16 protein-coding genes are annotated in these 18,336 nt (G+C 29.0%); 5 read left to right on the top strand and 11 right to left on the bottom strand.

The window, feature by feature from the left end; genetic code table 11:
* Positions 1–12: 12 nt before the first annotated feature.
* The 8 genes from TEGL_RS03070 to TEGL_RS03035 form a co-directional block, all read right to left on the bottom strand.
* On the bottom strand, positions 13–387 hold the full coding sequence (locus tag TEGL_RS03070) for an OadG family protein (protein WP_018592365.1): 375 nt from the start codon (positions 385–387) through the stop codon (positions 13–15).
* 14 nt (positions 388–401) lie between these two features.
* Positions 402–1,949, bottom strand: a complete 1,548-nt coding sequence (gene mmdA / locus TEGL_RS03065; RefSeq protein WP_018592366.1) for a methylmalonyl-CoA decarboxylase subunit alpha — start codon at positions 1,947–1,949, stop codon at positions 402–404.
* A 17-nt stretch (positions 1,950–1,966) separates the two neighbouring features.
* Positions 1,967–2,377, bottom strand: coding sequence for a methylmalonyl-CoA epimerase (gene mce, locus TEGL_RS03060; protein ID WP_018592367.1), 411 nt, complete (start codon positions 2,375–2,377; stop codon positions 1,967–1,969).
* 13 nt (positions 2,378–2,390) lie between these two features.
* Positions 2,391–3,326: a methylmalonyl Co-A mutase-associated GTPase MeaB gene (meaB, locus tag TEGL_RS03055; protein WP_018592368.1), complete on the bottom strand. Its 936-nt coding sequence runs from the start codon at positions 3,324–3,326 to the stop codon at positions 2,391–2,393.
* Between the two features lie 11 nt (positions 3,327–3,337).
* Positions 3,338–3,748, bottom strand: coding sequence for a cobalamin B12-binding domain-containing protein (locus tag TEGL_RS03050; protein ID WP_018592369.1), 411 nt, complete (start codon positions 3,746–3,748; stop codon positions 3,338–3,340).
* Between the two features lie 42 nt (positions 3,749–3,790).
* Positions 3,791–5,455: an acyl-CoA mutase large subunit family protein gene (locus TEGL_RS03045; protein WP_018592370.1), complete on the bottom strand. Its 1,665-nt coding sequence runs from the start codon at positions 5,453–5,455 to the stop codon at positions 3,791–3,793.
* A gap of 132 nt (positions 5,456–5,587) precedes the next feature.
* Complete coding sequence (locus TEGL_RS03040; RefSeq protein WP_018592371.1) at positions 5,588–7,099, bottom strand: acetyl-CoA hydrolase/transferase family protein; 1,512 nt, start codon at positions 7,097–7,099, stop codon at positions 5,588–5,590.
* 34 nt (positions 7,100–7,133) lie between these two features.
* Positions 7,134–8,510 carry a hypothetical protein gene (locus TEGL_RS03035; RefSeq protein WP_018592372.1) on the bottom strand — a complete coding sequence of 459 codons (1,377 nt, stop codon included), beginning with the start codon at positions 8,508–8,510 and terminating at the stop codon, positions 7,134–7,136.
* A gap of 157 nt (positions 8,511–8,667) precedes the next feature.
* Here TEGL_RS03035 and TEGL_RS03030 point away from each other — a divergent pair, with 157 nt between their 5' ends.
* Positions 8,668–9,546 carry a LysR family transcriptional regulator gene (locus TEGL_RS03030; protein WP_018592373.1) on the top strand — a complete coding sequence of 293 codons (879 nt, stop codon included), beginning with the start codon at positions 8,668–8,670 and terminating at the stop codon, positions 9,544–9,546.
* A gap of 256 nt (positions 9,547–9,802) precedes the next feature.
* On the opposite strand, the gene TEGL_RS03025 is transcribed toward TEGL_RS03030, so the two are convergent.
* Positions 9,803–10,756: a 4Fe-4S binding protein gene (locus TEGL_RS03025; protein ID WP_018592374.1), complete on the bottom strand. Its 954-nt coding sequence runs from the start codon at positions 10,754–10,756 to the stop codon at positions 9,803–9,805.
* Between the two features lie 35 nt (positions 10,757–10,791).
* Positions 10,792–12,426 (bottom strand): FAD-dependent oxidoreductase, encoded by a 1,635-nt coding sequence (locus tag TEGL_RS03020; protein ID WP_018592375.1) that lies wholly within the window; start codon positions 12,424–12,426, stop codon positions 10,792–10,794.
* A gap of 187 nt (positions 12,427–12,613) precedes the next feature.
* Between TEGL_RS03020 and TEGL_RS03015 the strand changes: the two genes are divergently transcribed.
* Positions 12,614–13,525, top strand: coding sequence for a LysR family transcriptional regulator (locus tag TEGL_RS03015; RefSeq protein WP_018592376.1), 912 nt, complete (start codon positions 12,614–12,616; stop codon positions 13,523–13,525).
* Positions 13,526–13,569: 44 nt separating this feature from the next.
* On the opposite strand, the gene TEGL_RS03010 is transcribed toward TEGL_RS03015, so the two are convergent.
* A complete protein-coding gene (locus tag TEGL_RS03010) occupies positions 13,570–14,640 on the bottom strand; it encodes a hypothetical protein (RefSeq protein ID WP_018592377.1) in 1,071 nt (356 codons plus the stop codon).
* A gap of 258 nt (positions 14,641–14,898) precedes the next feature.
* Here TEGL_RS03010 and TEGL_RS03005 point away from each other — a divergent pair, with 258 nt between their 5' ends.
* The 3 genes from TEGL_RS03005 to TEGL_RS02995 all read left to right on the top strand — a co-directional run bounded on the left by TEGL_RS03005 (position 14,899) and on the right by TEGL_RS02995 (position 18,336).
* Entirely contained in the window at positions 14,899–15,867 is a 969-nt protein-coding gene (locus TEGL_RS03005; protein ID WP_018592378.1) for an aromatic acid exporter family protein, read from the top strand.
* A gap of 104 nt (positions 15,868–15,971) precedes the next feature.
* Entirely contained in the window at positions 15,972–16,820 is an 849-nt protein-coding gene (locus TEGL_RS03000) for a GGDEF domain-containing protein (protein ID WP_018592379.1), read from the top strand.
* Entirely contained in the window at positions 16,810–18,336 is a 1,527-nt protein-coding gene (locus tag TEGL_RS02995; protein ID WP_018592380.1) for a DUF2334 domain-containing protein, read from the top strand. Before TEGL_RS03000 ends, TEGL_RS02995 begins: the two co-directional genes overlap by 11 nt.

The raw sequence follows: 18,336 nt of genomic DNA, 5'->3' as shown, positions 1-18,336 counted from the left end.
GTCCCCCCTATTTTATACCTCTATATTATGTGTTTTTTCCCAGTTACTTTGTATGTTATTTGTTCTACTTATTCTTTTAACAATTATATTTTTATTTCCAGAAGCAATAATTGCTGCTGTTATCACTGCAATTAAATCATCATTACTATCTAGATTTGATTCTTCTAAAACTTCTTTATTCTCATCAGTCTTTATCTGCATCATCTTATTTTTTTTATCTTCTGGAGCTACATTTACTATTCTTATAATCAAAGCTATTAATACTAATACTATAAATACAACTCCCATAGATAATAATGCTGTAGCACATCCTGCTAAAAGACGTTCACTCATCGGCATTGAGGCTGCATCTACTTTCAATGCCTCTAATAATTGACTTATACTCATTATTTATCACCTTCCTATAGAGGTATATTTCCATGTTTCTTAAATGGTCTGCTTTCTCTCTTTGATGCTAGCATATCTAGAGCATCGGCTATTCTTATTCTACTAACTTCTGGCTCTATAACATCATCTATATATCCTCTTTCTGCTGCTTTATATGGTGTTGCAAACTCATTTGTATATTCTTCGATTTTTTGTGATCTCATTTTTGCTGGATCTTCTGCATCTTTTATATCTTTCTTAAATACTATATTTGCTGCACCACTAGGCCCCATAACTGCAACTTCTGCAGTTGGCCATGCTAATACTACATCTGATCCTAAGTCCTTCGAGCACATCGCTAAATAAGAACCTCCATAAGCTTTCCTTGTTATTAATGTAATTTTAGGAACTGTTGCTTCACTATATGCATAAAGCATCTTAGCACCATGTCTAATTATTCCACCATATTCTTGTTCTGTACCTGGTAAAAATCCTGGTACATCTACCAAACTAATTATTGGAATATTGAAAGCATCACAAGTTCTTATAAATCTTGCTGCTTTATCTGATGCATTTATGTCTAAACTACCTGCCATTGCACTTGGTTGATTTGCTATTATACCTATACTTTCACCATTTATTCTTGAGAATCCAGTTATTATATTTTTTGCAAAGAAAGGTTGTACTTCGTAAAAATCACCTTCATCTACTATTTCATATACAATATCCTTCATATCGTATGATTTATTTGATCCATCAGGAATGATAGTATTTAACTTATCTAATACTACATTTGGAGAGTCATTTGTTCCAACTAACGGTGTCTTTTCAGTATTGTTAGATGGCAAGAAACTTAATAATTTTTTAATTTGATTTATACAATCTTCATCACTTTGAGCTATAAAATGAGCTACACCCGAAGTTGTATTATGAGTTGATGCTCCACCTAATTCTTCTGCACTTACTTCTTCACCTGTAACTGTTTTTATAACTTGTGGACCTGTTATAAACATTTGACTTGTTTGATCTACCATATATATAAAGTCTGTTAATGCTGGTGAATAAACTGCTCCACCTGCACAAGGTCCCATTATAGCAGATATCTGAGGTATAACACCCGAAGCTACTGTATTTTTGAAGAATATTCCACCATATCCTGCAAGGGCATCTACAGCTTCTTGTATTCTTGCTCCACCCGAATCATTAAGTCCTACTACTGGAGCTCCCATTTTTATTGCTAAATCCATTACTTTTACTATCTTCTTAGCATGCATTTCTCCTAGCGAACCACCAAGGACTGTAAAATCTTGAGCATATGCATAGACTAATCTTCCATTAACTTTTCCATATCCACATACTACACCTTCGCCTGGAGCTGCTTGTTTTTCCATTCCAAAATTTGTACATCTATGTTTTACAAAAGCATCAACTTCAACAAAAGTATTTTCATCGAATAATAAATTCAATCTTTCTCTTGCAATTAATTTACCTGATTTATGTTGTTTTTCAATTCTTTTTTCTCCACCACCAAGCTCTATTGTTTCTCGAGTTTTTTTAAGCAAATTTAACTTTTCAACAGACATCTATATCCCTCCAAGACTTATTTTCTTTCACTTAGTTCTAATAACATTCCACTTGTACTTTTGGGATGACAAAATGCTATACTAGCATTTCCTGCACCATATCTTGGTTTTTCATCAATCATTCTATATCCTTTTTCTTGAATTTCTGCTATAGCTTCTTCTATATTATCAACTCTTAAAGCAACATGCTGTATTCCGCCTCTTCCACCATTCTTTTGAATGAACTTAGCTATAGGACCATCTTCAGTTGTAGATTCTAAGAATTCTAACTCTGCTTCACCTATTGGTAAAAATCCAACTTTTACTTGTTGATCTTCAACGATCTCAGTTCCTTGACATTCTAAACCCAATACGTCTTCAAAAAATTTTAAAGCTTCCTCTAAATTAACTACAGCAATACCAATATGGTCAACATTTTTTACATTCATTTTTTAATCCTCCTTATTTTATAATACTTTCAAAAATTTTTTCCCCAATTGTATATGGGTCTGCTTCTTTGGTTATCGTCTTAGCTAGTAATGTATCTACATCTTTAGTTGACTCTATTTCATTAACTTTTTTTTCAATTCTTCTATGGACAATTTCTTTAACTTCTAATTTATTACGATTCAATCTTCTATTATATATTTCTTTGCTATCATAAAGATATTTTCTATGTTTAGTTATATTTTCAAAGGCAGTTTCTACTCCTTCTCCATTTTCTGATATAACCAAACTTACTGGTGGTCTAAAATCCCAATTATTTTTAAAATCAAGCATCATTTCAATTTCTATGGATGTTTTTTTTGCTCCATCTTTATCAGCTTTATTAATTACAAATACATCTGCAATTTCCATTACCCCAGCTTTTATCGCTTGTATGTCATCACCAAGGCCTGGAACCATAACCATTATAGTAGTATCTGCCGTTTTGACTATATCAACTTCAGACTGACCAACACCTACAGTTTCTATAAATATATAATCGCATCCATACGCATCAAGTACTTTTATAGCTGCTTGAGTAGCATTTGATAATCCGCCTAAGCTTCCTCTGGTTCCCATTGAACGTATAAATACACCTTTATCTGTATTTAAGTCATTCATTCTGATTCTATCTCCAAGTATGGCACCTTTAGTAAATGGACTTGTTGGATCTATGGCAATTACACCAACTTTTTTATCTTTTTCTCTTAGTAATTTAACGATTTTATCAGTAAATGTAGATTTCCCTGCACCTGGAGGACCTGTTACACCAATAACATAAGCCTTCCCAGTATGTTTATATATTTGTTTTAGGAAATCTTCATATCCATCAACTTCATTTTCAATCATAGTAATAAGCCTTGCACATGCTCTTTTATTGCCATTAAGAAGTTCCTCTATAAGATTTTCCATAACACTCTCTCCTAATCATTTAGTGCTAATTTCTTTAAGTTTTCTTTTATAAAATTAATAGTTACAGATGTTGGAGTTCCAGGAGTAAATATTTCTGCTACTCCTTTTTCTTTTAAATATGGTATATCTTCTTCTGGTATAACACCTCCGCCTATAACCAATATTTCATCATAAGCGCCTTCATCTTTTAATAAATCAACAACTTTTGGAAGTAAATGATTGTGAGCTCCAGACAAAATACTCATAGCTACTACGTCAACATCTTCTTGTATTGCCGCCTGAACTATTTGTTCTGGCGTTTGTCTAAGACCTGTATATATAACTTCCATTCCTGCATCTCTAAGTGCTCTAGCTATAACTTTAGCACCTCTATCATGACCATCAAGACCTGGCTTTGCAACTAATACTCTAATAGGTTTCATTATATTTCCCCCTCAAAACATCTATTTTAATTTCTTTAATTTTTATATCATTACAGTTTGTTTATACTCACCAAATTCTTCTCTCATAATCCCACATATTTCTCCCAATGTAGCGTAACTTTCTACTGCATCTAAGATAAATGGCATTATATTTTCATTGCCATCGCATGCTTTTCTTAATGCTTCTAAACTTTCTTTTACTTTTTCATTATCTCTTTTTTCTTTAAGAGCTTCTATTTTTCCTTTTTGTCTTACACCTACTTTAGGGTCAACTCTCAATAGACCTTTTGGAGGTTCTTCTTCTACTTGAAATTTATTTACTCCTACTATTATCTTTTCATTTTTTTCTATTTCTTTTTGATATTTATAAGCACTATCCATTATTTCTTGCTGTATAAATCCCTTTTCTATTGCTGATGGTGCTCCACCTAATTCATCTATTTTTTCTATCAACTCTATTGCTTCTTTTTCTATCTTATTTGTCAAACTTTCAACGTAATAAGATCCTGCAAGTGGATCTATAGTATCAGCTGCTCCACTTTCATATCCAACTATTTGTTGAGTTCTAAGAGCTACTCTAACAGAGTCTTCTGTAGGTAAGGCTAAAGCTTCGTCCTTAGAATTAGTATGAAGAGATTGTGTTCCACCAAGTACAGCTGCTAAAGTTTGTATTGCAACTCTTACTATATTATTTTCTGGTTGTTGCGCTGTCAAAGTACAACCAGCTGTTTGAGTATGGAATTTAAGTGCCCAAGATTTTGGATTTTCAGCCTTAAATCTATTTTTCATTATATTAGCCCATATTCTTCTTGCTGCCCTAAACTTAGAAACTTCTTCAAATAGGTTGTTATGTGAATTAAAGAAGAACGATAACCTTGGTGCAAAATCATCAATATGAAGTCCTGCTTCAAGGGCTGCATTTACATATGCGATACCATCAGCTAAAGTAAATGCAACTTCTTCTACTGCATTCGCTCCAGCTTCTCTTATGTGATAACCTGAGATGCTTATAGTATTCCATTTAGGTACATTTTTTGAACAATAATCAAATATATCAGTTATAAGCCTCATTGATGGCTTAACTGGGAATATATATGTTCCTCTTGCTACATACTCTTTTAATATATCATTTTGAATTGTTCCTCTTAATTTATCTGGTGTTACACCTTGTTTTTTAGCAACGGCTATATACATAGCTAATAAAACAGAAGCCGGTGCATTTATAGTCATTGATGTTGATACTTTATCTAATGGTATCCCATCAAATAAGATTTCCATATCTGCTAAAGAATCTATAGCTACTCCAACTTTTCCTACTTCTCCTTCTGATATTGCATCATCTGAGTCATATCCCATTTGAGTTGGTAAATCAAATGCAACAGATAATCCCATAGATCCTTGTTCTATTAAAAATTTATATCTTTGATTAGATTCTTCTGCTGTTGCAAAACCTGCATACATTCTCATTGTCCATAGCTTTCCTCTATACATAGTTGGTTGAACGCCTCTTGTATATGGAAATTGTCCTGGATAGCCTAAATCTTTTTCATAATCTACTGATACATCAAGAGGAGAATATAATCTTTGTACAACTTCTCCTGTATCAAATTTAAATTCTTCTTTTCTTTCCGGGAATCTAACTAAACTTTTCTTTACTTTCCCTTCTTCCCATTTTTCAAAGGATTCCTTAATATTTTTATTTTCCATAGAACTTCCCCCTATTTTGTAATCTTCATTTATTAGATATATCTTAATATTTCTATCCAAATTATCTTTTAATTATCATTATTATAAGATAAAGAGTTTTATTATCACCTCAATTATAGTATCCTTCTGTTTTTAATCTGCATCCTCCAAAGCAAATTGCTTCATAGTACCTGTTTTTAAAAATCTTTCATGCCAAGAAAATGCTTCTTCTAATATGTGAGGTGTGTGTTTAAATTTGCCTTCTTGAGCTTTATTAAAGTAATTCCATAAAGCCTCTTTATAATCTGGATGTGCACAATTTTCAATTATACATTTTGCTCTTTCTTTTGGTGATAAACCTCTTAAATCGGCTACTCCTTGTTCTGTTACTATAACCATTACATCATGTTCTGTGTGATCATGATGACTTACCATTGGAACTATGCTTGAAATATCTCCTCCTTTTGCTATAGATTCAGTAGTAAATATAGTTAAATATCCATTTCTAGCGAAGTCACCAGAACCTCCTATACCATTCATCATTCTACTCCCCATAATATTGGTAGAATTTACATTCCCATATATATCAACTTCTATAGCTGTATTTATAGCTATAACTCCCAATCTTCTTGCAACTTCTGGATTATTGCTTATTTCTTGCGGTCTAAGAATTATTTGATTTTTATATTCATTAAAGTGTTCATAAAAATCATCTAATCTATCTGGTGATATTGTAAGTGATGTTCCTGATGCAAATTTAACCTTTCCTGATTTAATTAAGTCAATTACTGAGTCTTGTATTACTTCTGAATAAACTACTAAGTCTTTAAATTTAGAATTTTCTAATCCAGCTAAAATAGCATTTGCAACACTTCCAACACCTGATTGTAATGGAAGTAAATTCTTTGGTAATCTATTTTCTTTTACTTCATTTTCTAAAAAAGCAATCATATTTTGAGCCATTTTATTTGAAACTCCGTCAACAGGCGATACTACTCTAGTTCTATCTTTCAAATCAGTAAAAACTATTGCTACAATCTTATCTAAATTGCATTTTATATAAGGTTCACCAATTCTATCTTCTGGATGAATTAAAGGTATTGGTTCTCTTTCTGGAGGATTTTTCAAGTCATAAATATCGTGTATTCCTTCTAATTCAATTGGTTGAGAAATATTAATCTCTATTATTACTTTATCTGCTACTTCAGCAAATATATTTGAATTTCCAATTGATGTAGATGGTATTATATAACCTTCCTCCGTAATACTAACCGCCTCTATTAAAGCTATATCCATTTTTCCTAAAAATCCATACTTAACATATTGCGGTGTATGGCTTAAATGCATATCACAATATTGAACACTATCATCATTTATTGCATTTCTCATTGCTCCAGTAGTTTGATATGGATATCTTCTTTTTACCACTTTTGATTTTGTCAAAGCTTCATCCAATTCTGGTCCAACTGATGCTCCTGTTATTATTGTTAAATCTATTTTGTCCCCCGCATCTGCTCTTTTTGCAATTTCAAGTGGAATTGCTTTTGGGTATCCAGCAGGGGTAAATCCACTAGTTCCCACAATCATATTATCTTCAAATAACATTGCCGCTTCTTTTGGAGTCATTACTTTATCTTTTAATTTTTCACATCTTAATCTTTCCATAATTGCCCCCCTAAATATTATTTATATATAAATACTACATAGGCAGTTTGTGCAGTATTATTGTAAATATAACCATTCCTAATAAAGCAAATGGGTATGTTGCACCATATCCTGCAGCTGGCTCATCACTTCCGGCTGCTTCTATTGCAGCTCCAAGACCTGGTGTAGAAGTCATACCTCCACATATTGCTCCAGATAACATTAACCAATTAATTTTAAATACATATCTTCCTAGTAAAAATCCTATCATCATACCTACTATTCCAATTACTAAAGATATTATTGCTAAAAATGCTCCAGATCCAACTAAGGCATCTATCGCTTTGTATCCATATCTAAGTCCTACTATTGCAAGGAAGAAAACTAAAGATACATCTCTAATTACACCTAATATTTTTCCATCCATTCTAAAACTAATTTTGCCAAATTTACCTATATAACCTACTATTAATGATCCAATTAAAACTCCTCCTGTAGAACCTAGACTAAAATATCCTACAAATGGTAGATAAATATTTATATTTCCTATTAAATATCCAAATACACATGCTATAGTAAAACCTAACATATCAAATTTTGTTTCTGGAATTTTTTTACCTTTAGAAGTTTTTCTAGCATCTTCTAATTCTTTTCTATATTGCAGTCTTTCTTTTTCAACATCAATTTTAAATATAGATGGTAAGAAATTAACAGCTAATATTACTATAAATACACCAAATGGATATCCTATAGCGTGACCTGCACCTATACTTGCTTCTGCATTTATAATAAACTGTTGTTTTATTTCATCAGTTAATTGAAAAGCATTTACGTCTTTCGGTATATCTTTTTCATCCACACCAGCCATTTCTAAAAACTTAACTTTTTCTTCATCTATCATACTTTCATAATTTAAAGTCTTTTCAGTCGCATGCCCTCTTGCTGTTTCTATTGCTGCTGCAAGCCCTGGAGAACTTGTTAATGCACCAGTATAAACGCCTGATACTTCATACGTATTTGAATCTTTACTAAACCAAGTTGCCATATAAGTTGTAGCAGCGCTAAAAAATGTTATAACAATACCTAAAATAACGAACTTTGCTCCATACTTTTTTAATACAACCCCCATATCTTTAGCTGCAAGTAAACCCACTGCCGCAACAAATAGAATTAAAAATATATCAAAGAATTCGCTAGGTATAACCCCAGAGTCTAATAAACTCTGTGCTGCTTCATATGCTCCACCATTTCCTGGTATACTTGATGCATATTTAAATGCTACCCATCCAATAAACAACCCTGTGAATAAAGCTCCTGATATACCAAAACTAAACTTTCCAAACTTTATTTTTCCAAAAAGAAGCCCTGTAATAATAGCTAAGAACATCAGTATGTATGGGCTTAAAAAAACACTAGCAAAATCAAATCTCATACATTTCCCCCTCAACAATATTTTTTATTAATTTTTCGATTTATATAAATCATTTTTTTTAATTATATTGTAGGTTTTTTATCAAGACTTGTATAATATATATATATATATATATCTTATATACTTTTGGGTATAAAGGTTTGAGGGAGTTGATTTGATGGAGTTATTGCACTTAAAATATTTTTTAACAGTTGCAAAAACTGAACATATGACTAAGGCTGCTAACGAACTTCGAATTGCACAACCAGCTCTTAGTAAAATTATTCGTAATTTGGAGAAAGAATTGGAAGTAAAACTATTTGATAGAAGAGGAAAATCTATTATTTTAAACGATGCTGGAAAATACTTTTGTGAAAAAGTAGAAGAGGCATTAGTAATTCTCGATGGAACAGTCAATGAAGTAAAAGAATTTGATTTAATTGAAAAAAACAAAAAAGTAAGGTTTTTATCACTTTGTGCCTCATCAATTATTTCAGACATACTAATCGATTTTAAGTCTGTTTATCCAGATATTCAATTAGAATTAACTCAATCATTGAGTAATTTAGATAATAACTTTGATAGTTATGATTTATGTTTGTACTGTACTAATAAGCCTAATCCTTATAAGAATTCATTCTGTTTACTTGATGAAGAGATTTTACTAGGAGTATCACCTAAACATCCTTTAGCAAATAAAGGCACTATTAGTTTATATGAAGCCAAAAATGAAAATTTCATAGCTCTCGGACAGGGTCATCTAAGAAATTTAATTTATGATTTTTGTAAAACTGCTGGATTTAAGCCTAATATAACTTTTGAAAGCACTAATAATTCATTCATAAGAGATCTAATTGTATTTGGCCAAGGTGTTGCATTTATTCCCGAAATTTCATGGAAGCTTGATAATTATAATGGAATTAAATTCTTACATATAAAAAAACCTTTTTGTAATCGATCAATATATCTTTACTCAAAATGTATGGATAACCCGCCAAAAAATGTTCAAATATTCAAAAATTTTATTATTAATCATTTTAAAAGTATACAAATGTAATATTTAATGCTATTTACTTAACTATTTAATTATTAAAAAATACATCTAACTTATTATTATCATTACATATATTCTTATAAGTTCAACAAATTTATTAATTTTTATTTTACAATAAATTAATTAAGTTTATAATTATCAAACTATTTTATTAATTTTTAATTATTAAAATAGTTTATCAATTACTTAATATTTTCATAAAAAAGAGTTGTCTATTTTTAATAATTAAAAATAGACAACTCTTTTTATTTATATTATATTAGCAAGTAGCTCCTCCAACTAAATGAAGTTCTGAATTTATTATTTCTTCTTTTCTCTCAAGTAAATCATTTGGTAGTAATTGTTTTTCTACATTTTCAAAACCTAAACGCTCTATAGTTGAAGCAAAACGCTCACCTGTTTTTCCTTGTTCTCTGTACAATAATATTGCTTTTTCTATCACATCTAAAGCTTCTTCTTTGTTAGTAAACACCTTATTTAAAGCCATTCCATGATTTATTTTTTTACCCCATCTTCCACCGATATAAATTTTGTAACCATAAGTCCCATCTTCTATTGCATCAAAAGGACATTTACCTATGCAACGACCACAGTGATTACACACTTCTTCATCAATTTCTAATATTCCATCAACAACTTTACAAGCATTTATTGGACATAGTTTTTCTATTGCGCATTTTTTACATCCGTTACATAAGTCTTCATCAAATTTTGGTATATATTGTCCTATTATTCCTAAGTCATTTAAATCTGGCTTTACGCAGTTATTAGGACATCCCCCTGTAGCTATTTTAAATTTATGAGGTAATTTCACTTTTGCATAACCTTTATAAAATCTTTTATGAATTTCTTCTGATAATTCAAATGCGTCTATTAATCCATATTGGCAAGTAGTTCCCTTACATGATACAACTGGACGTACTTTTGAGCCTGTTCCCCCTGTTTCAAGACCTTCTTTAGCTATATAAGCTCTAAAATCTTCAATTTTATCATACGGTATGCCTTGCACTTCTACTGTAAGTCGAGTTGTAAATGTTACTATTCCATTCCCAAATAACTGAGCTGCTTCTCCTATACATTTTTGCTGTTCTGCTGTTATTTTTCCATTTACAGTTATTACTCTCCCCGAAAAATTATCCGTTCCTTTATTACTCAAAAATCCTAAAGCTTTTACTCTTTTTTCATCTTCCTTACTGATTGTTAATGTTGCCATTATTTTTCCTCCTTTTCAGTAACACTTATTTATAATTATTCTTCCTCTTCATCTATCTCATTAAAAGTCAATCCACCTTCAAGAACTTTCGTATTATTATATCCATAAAATTTCAAACGATTTTGTAACATATATGCACGTTTTCCTTTTGCACATATTAATAGTAATTTTTCATCAGTATTATAATCTGAAATCACACCTTCAATCTTTGTTAAATCTATATATGGAGCAGTTTTTAAAGTTGGTGATATGGATGCATCAATTATTTTATAATCTTTAGCTTTTCCTTCTTTAAATTCCAATGGTGTTATTGTCTCAAATTCTTTATCTATTTTATTTTGTAATATATTCAATGTATGAGCGAAAGGATGTATTGCTGTAGAAAATGGTGGTGCATAAGCAAAGTCCAAGTTTTCTAAATCATCTATTGATGCATTTAATGATATGGCAGTGACTGCTATATCAATCATTTTATCTACATCCCCACTTCCTATCACTTGTAATCCTAGTAATTTTTTTGTATCTTTATCAGCTATCATTTTTACAATGAAACTACCTGCACCTGGGTAATAATGAGCCTTATCATCTACAACACTTATAACACTAATTTGATTGTATCCAGCTTCTTTAGCAGCAACTTCAGTAAGCCCTGTTCTTCCTGTATTTAGATTTGGTAATTTACAAACTGCAGTACCAAGAACACCTCCATAAGGTTTATTTTTACCTAATATATTTTTAGCAGTAAGTCGTCCTTCTATATTTGCAGAGGATCCCATTGGCGACCATTGAGGTAATTTTGTAATTTTATTTACTACGCAGGCACAATCTCCTATAGCATATACATCATCAATATTTGTTTGTAAATATTCATTTACCTTTATGGTTTTATTTGGCATAAGTTCTATTCCACTATCTTGTAAAAAAGATGTATTTGCGCGAATACCAATAGATAAAACTACTGCATCTGCCTTCATTGCACGTCTAGAAGTTTTGACTTTTTCAACTCTATCAGTACCTATAATTCCCTCCATTTTTACTCCTGTAGCAGTCATTATTCCATTTTCGGCTAAATGATTTTCTATATATTCACTCATTTCTTCATCAAATCCTGGAAGTACATGCTCTGCCATATCTATAACAGATACTTTAACTCCCTGTTTCGCCATATTTTCTGCAACTTCTAATCCTATAAAACCAGCGCCTACAACTACAGCTCTTTTAATTTCATTTTTTTCTATTGATGCTCTTAATTTAATAGCATCTTCAGGTGTTCTCATAAAGAAAACTCCCTTTAAATCTAAACCTTTAACTGGTGGTTTTATAGGCGATGCACCACTGGCAATTACTAATTTATCATAACCATAATCATATTTTTCATTACTTTGTAAATTTACTACTTCTACAGTTTTTTCTTTAGTATTAACTTTTATAACTTCCATTTCTGTTAGTACATTCACACCTGTTAGCTTCTCAAATTTTTCTGGTGTATTTACAATTAACTGTTCTTTTTCCCTTATAACATTTCCCACATAATAAGGAAGACCACATCCTGCATATGATATATCTTTATCCTTAGTAAGAATAGTTACGTCTAAACTTCTATCTTCACGTTTTAATTTTGCTGCAACCTTTGTTCCTGCTGCAACACCTCCAACAATAAGCACTTTCACACTTATCAACCCCTTTTTTATTTGTATACCTAAATACAAAATTTACATTTTTTTCCTGTAATTTAATTTTATTGTAGCACTTGTGATATACTATTAAAAGTGATATTATCTTATGAAAAACATAGGTAAAACCTATAGATAATCAGTATCATTTAACCATATTTATTAATAAAAAAGGGGGAATTCTATGACAATTAGACACTTACGAATTTTTATTGAAGTAGCAAGAACAGGTAAAATGAGCTTAGCTGCACAAAGATTATTCATATCTCAACCTACAGTAAGTCAAGCTATTCGTGAATTAGAAAATCACTATGGTCAAAAACTCTTCGAAAGATTATCAAAAAAATTATATATAACATCCTTTGGCAAAGAACTTTTCTCATATGCAACTCAATTAGTTAAACAATTTGATAATTTAGAGAAAACAATGAATGATAATCTTCATATAGAAAATTTACGCATAGGTGCTTCTGTAACTGTTGGAACTTGTCTTTTATCTAAAATAATAAAAGAATTTCATGGCCTTGCCCCTAAAGTAAACACTTATGCTTATGTTAATAATACTACTATGGTTGAAAAAAAATTATTAGAATCTGACTTAGATATTGCTATTGTAGAAGGCGAAATTCATTCTCAAGATTTAGTTACTACTCCTGTAATCGATGATTATCTTGTTCTCTTATGTAATAATAATCATCCTCTTTCAAAAAAAGAGAAAATAACATTGTATGATTTGGAAAATCAAAGGTTTGCTATGCGAGAAGACGGCAGCGGTACAAGAGAATTTTTTGAACAAATTTTACATAAGTATAAAATTCAAATACAATTAGTATATGAGGCTAGTTCAACAGATACAATTAGAAGGGCTATTTTAGATGATGGTTGTTTATCCCTCCTATCTATACATACTTTTGAAGAAGATATCATATGTGGCAAAATCCAGATTATAAAAACTAATTTAAATACATTAAAAAGATCCTTTAAACTTGTTCATCATAAGGATAAAATCATGACTCCTTCAATAATAACATTAAAAGAAATTTTGAAAAAATACAAAACATCTGACTTTATGAAAGATTTATTAATAAAAAAATAAGTATAACTTATTAACTGAAGTTATACTTATTTTTTATGTATGTATTATATAATTCTTTTACTAATCTGTTTTAGACATATGCATATAAATAAGACAACTCCCAATATACCTGTAAATGGATATACATTTCCCACTAATTTTTCAAATGGAAATAATCCAAAGAAAAAAGCCAAAATTGAAATAATAACGGCAATAATATTTGCATTGTACTTTCCTTCCTTTGAAACTTTGTCACATACTGTCCAAAAATTTGGTGCAGCTGTTGAAAAAATACCACATAATAAAACAACAGAAAAAACTTTACCAAATATAGGTGATATGGATTTTGCAAAATATAAAGTTGGTATGGATAATTTATAAATATCCTTTATTTTTGATAGCAACGCAAAATTCATAACTAAAATAACTATCATCAATAATAGGCTTCCAACAATAGCTCCATACTTAGCTTCTCTTCTAGTATCTGCACTATTTCCAAGAGACGTAAAGAAAAATAATCCACTTACCATGTTATATGATGCATATAATATACCACTCTTAATACAGTTTCCTCCTGCTTTTTTAAGATTAACATCCACCATTATCTGTGAAATATTGTTTAATCCATCTAAGTTTTGAATTAAAATAGTAAATCCTACAATCAAAGAAAAAATAACTATAACAGGACCAATAAAACCAATTATATTAATAAGACTATCTAAACCACAAATAAAAGCAATAAGTACTAATATCGTCATCATAGCGCAACCAACATAATAATTTAATCCGTAATACTCTTGTAGTGTTGCCCCAGCCCCTGATATCATAACGATAACGCTTATAAACAATAACACTGGTACAAAATATTCATAAAAAAGTCCTACCTTATTTCCACAAAAATATTTGTATGGTCTGTATTTTTTATAACCTCCGTAATCGTATCCAGCTTCCATAACAGTACTTCCGAAATATGTAAATAAAATCAAGCTTATAACTATTGATACTAAACTATTTAAACCATTAGAAGTAAAAAACTGCATAATCTCCTGTCCTGTTGCAAATCCAGACCCAATAATAAAAGCTATAAAAGCACCTGCAAATTTCATCACATTTAATTTGTTGATTTTTTGCATCATATATAATACCTCCCTATGATAAATGTTTAAGGGCTAGTACTAAATATATGTATATATAAACTTTGTATGACTCCTTATACAGTTAATAAACGGTTTTAAAATTTCATATTATTAATTATTTATTGTCTCTTTTTTTAAATAATTATATAAATATATCAAAAGTACATATATCTTTAAAATATACAGTATAATTTCTTCATGAACACCCTATATTTGTGCTAAAATATGAATTATATAATTTCATGAGGAGGTTTTTATTTGAACAAAACAGATGCAATTAAGGTAATTAAATTATCATTTGGAAGTATCTTAGCTATTATTATTGCATCTTTATTTAATTTGCAATATTCAATTGTAGCCGGAGTAATCACTCTTTTAGTTGTAAAAGATACAAAAAAAGAAACTTTAGCAGGAGCTTTGAGCAAACTATTTGGATTTATACTATGTACAATTTATTCTTATGTTTGTTTTCGTTTATTAGGATATAATTTGTTTGCTTTTTCATTATACATATTTATTACAATAGGTACTTGTTTTGCACTGAAAATTAGCAATGTTATTGCTATGTGTGTAGTTATTGCCTCTCATTATTTACTTCAAGGTTCTATGAGTATTTATTGGATATTAAATGAAACAGGTCTTTTTATAATTGGAGCTGGTATAGGTATAATAATCAATATGTTTATGCCTTCTAATTTTCATAAAATATATTTTGGCCAACAAAAACTCCAAGAACAAGTTAGCTTGATTCTAATAGATATTTCCAACATAATCATTGGTCCATGTAAAGACATTTATTTTCAACATAATTTAGACGAGCTAAATAAATTAATAAATAATAGCACAAAAGATGCTTATGAGAATATTAATAACAATTTGCTAAGTGATACTCAGTATTTTTTAGAACATATGGAAATAATCAAAAGTCAAAGAGATGTTCTAAGTAATCTATATGACTTAGTTTCTCGACTAAGCTACGTTCCTTATCAAGGATATATAATTGCAATATTTATTAATAAAGTTGGTAATACTTCTTTTGAATCAAATACTGTCACTAATTTATTAAATGATTTAGATATGATTTATAAAGATATGAAAATTCAACCTCTTCCTAAAGATAGAGACGAGTTTGAAAATCGAGCTATTTTATTTTTATGCCTAACTGAACTAAAAAAATATTTAGTTAATAGAAAGAATGCTCAACTCTTAAGAGATAATTATTTTTAATATAATACACACACTTACTCTATTAAATATAATATAAAAAAATCTATAAAATTATTTGAAATTTAGGCATACTAGTTATAAGTATTAAAGGAGGTTAGTTTTACATGAACAAAATACTAAAAAAAATTGATTCATATATGCTTTGTATAGTAATTGAGCTATTTTTAGTAGTTTCTCTGTTTGTTATAAATAAAGAAACAACAAACACAACGATTGACTTCATTATGCTTTGCATAACATTTTTCACAGTAATAATAACTTATATATCAGGTATAGTTGTAGGTTTAATTCTTAGTTCTATAATAGTATTTTCCTATGCAAGTTATATATTTTATATGAATCTTATAAAGGGTGTTGAAATACAATTTATTTCTTACGTATGGTTAGTTTCTATTCCACTATTATCATACACTATGGGGAAATTATCTAGCCATATTAATACACTACAACAGTCTAATATTAGATTAATCAAAAATCATAAGGATTTAATAACTATAGATAAAGAAACGGGTCTTGGAAACATAAAATTATTTTATATGAACTTAGAAAAAGAAATGAGTAAATCTAGTCGCCATAATACACCTTGTACTCTTATGTTAATAAAACTTCCTTATTATAAAGAAATAAGAAAAATTATTGGTGAATCAAAAACTAATAAATTAATCAAGGATATTTCTGACGTCATTACTAACTCTACTAGAAATGAAGATGATAGGTATACTCTCGAAAACGATACTTTAGCTGTTATAATGTCCGTAACCGATTTATATGGAGCTAGTATAGTAAAAAATAGAATTAAAGATCACATAGAAGAATTGAACTTGAAATTAAAAGAAAATAAAGACTATGTAAACATAGATGTAAAAATAGCTGTATTGCAATATAGTAAAGAAATTAAAAGTGCCATGGAGTTTAAAATATTAGCTGAAGAGGAACTTCAATATGACGTGTAAAAATAAGTGCTTAATTTTATTCTTAGCCCTGTTTTTCTTTTTATCTTCTTCATTGTCTTCTTATGCCATAGAAAACAAAACTTTAATTGTTTATGAAATGGAAAAAAATATAAATAGTAATGAAAATAAGGTAAATTATTTAAATGAACTCTTATATGCTTTTAATAAAAAAGTAGAAAAAATAAATATAAATCAATATAAATCTGGATACATGAATGATTTTGACTATGTATTTGTTTTAAATATAGAAAATGATATTAAAAGCGATTATTTTTTTAAAGATTTAAATAATTACAAAAACAAAATTTACTGGATAGAAAATAAAATTGAAGATTTTCTATCTTATAGCAATAAATACAGCATTTCATATGATAAGCAAAACACTAATATTACTAAGTTATTTTATAATAAAGATTCCATACTTATAGAACCCGGTTACTTATTTAATATAATTAAGCCTTCAAAAAAATCTATAACTCTATCTACTATGAGTGATAACTATAATACATACCCTCTTATAATAAATGAAGATAATTTATACTACATTTCAAGATGGGATTTAAATAATTCGTTTATTTTTGAGGATTCTTTAAATGATTTTTTTAATATAAAATATTATAGTGAAGAAAAAATATTTGTGAAAATTGAAGATGTTAGCCCTCTTAAAGATATAAAAAAACTAAAAGAATCGGCAGACTATCTTTATTCAAAAAACGTTCCATTTATAATTTCTTTAGCTTCAACTTATATAGATGCCAAAACAAAATCAACAATTACTCTAAATATGAAACCTGAGTTTATTGAAACAATCAAATATATGAAAAACAAAGGTGGAACAGTTGTATTACATGGTTATAAACATAAAAAAGATAGTTTTATAAGTGAATTAAGACATTGTTTAAAAAATGATATTTATCCATTAGCATTTGAGGCAGATGATCAGGATTTTAATATTGCTGATTATAAAGAAATGAAAAAATATTTTTCCACATATATAGGACAATATAATAGTAATAAAGAAATACTTGCTACTTATACCTCACCTTATATTATAAAAAATAGTGATGCTTTTAATATTTTAATACCTGAAAACTTAGGGTATATTAACGATGAAGATATATTCTCTGTTGATAAAATAAAAGAAAACTATAAAAAACTTTCTATGGTTAGAGGTTATAATGGTGGTTTTTCCTTTAATCCTGATTTAGACGTGGATTATTTGAAAGAAATAATTGAATTTTTAAGAGAAGAAGATGTTAAATTTCTAAATTTAAAAGAAGAAAATAATTATATAAAGATTGATGATATAAGTATTATCTCTGAAAATAATATAATTTCATCTTCATATGATAAATCAAAGCCATTATCTACAAATAAAGAAAAATCTAAATTTGAAATCTTGGTTAAAGATATAGACAAAGTCGTAATAAATTTTATAACAGTAATTTTAGTATTATTCATAATAATTTTTATCATATTCAGAAAAATAAATATTAATAAATTTAAAAGGAGATAA

The organism is Terrisporobacter glycolicus ATCC 14880 = DSM 1288 (assembly GCF_036812735.1).
GTDB lineage: Bacteria > Bacillota > Clostridia > Peptostreptococcales > Peptostreptococcaceae > Terrisporobacter > Terrisporobacter glycolicus.
The sequence above is the reverse complement of the archived record's forward strand: the minus strand, read 5'-3'. Positions and strand labels throughout refer to the sequence as shown.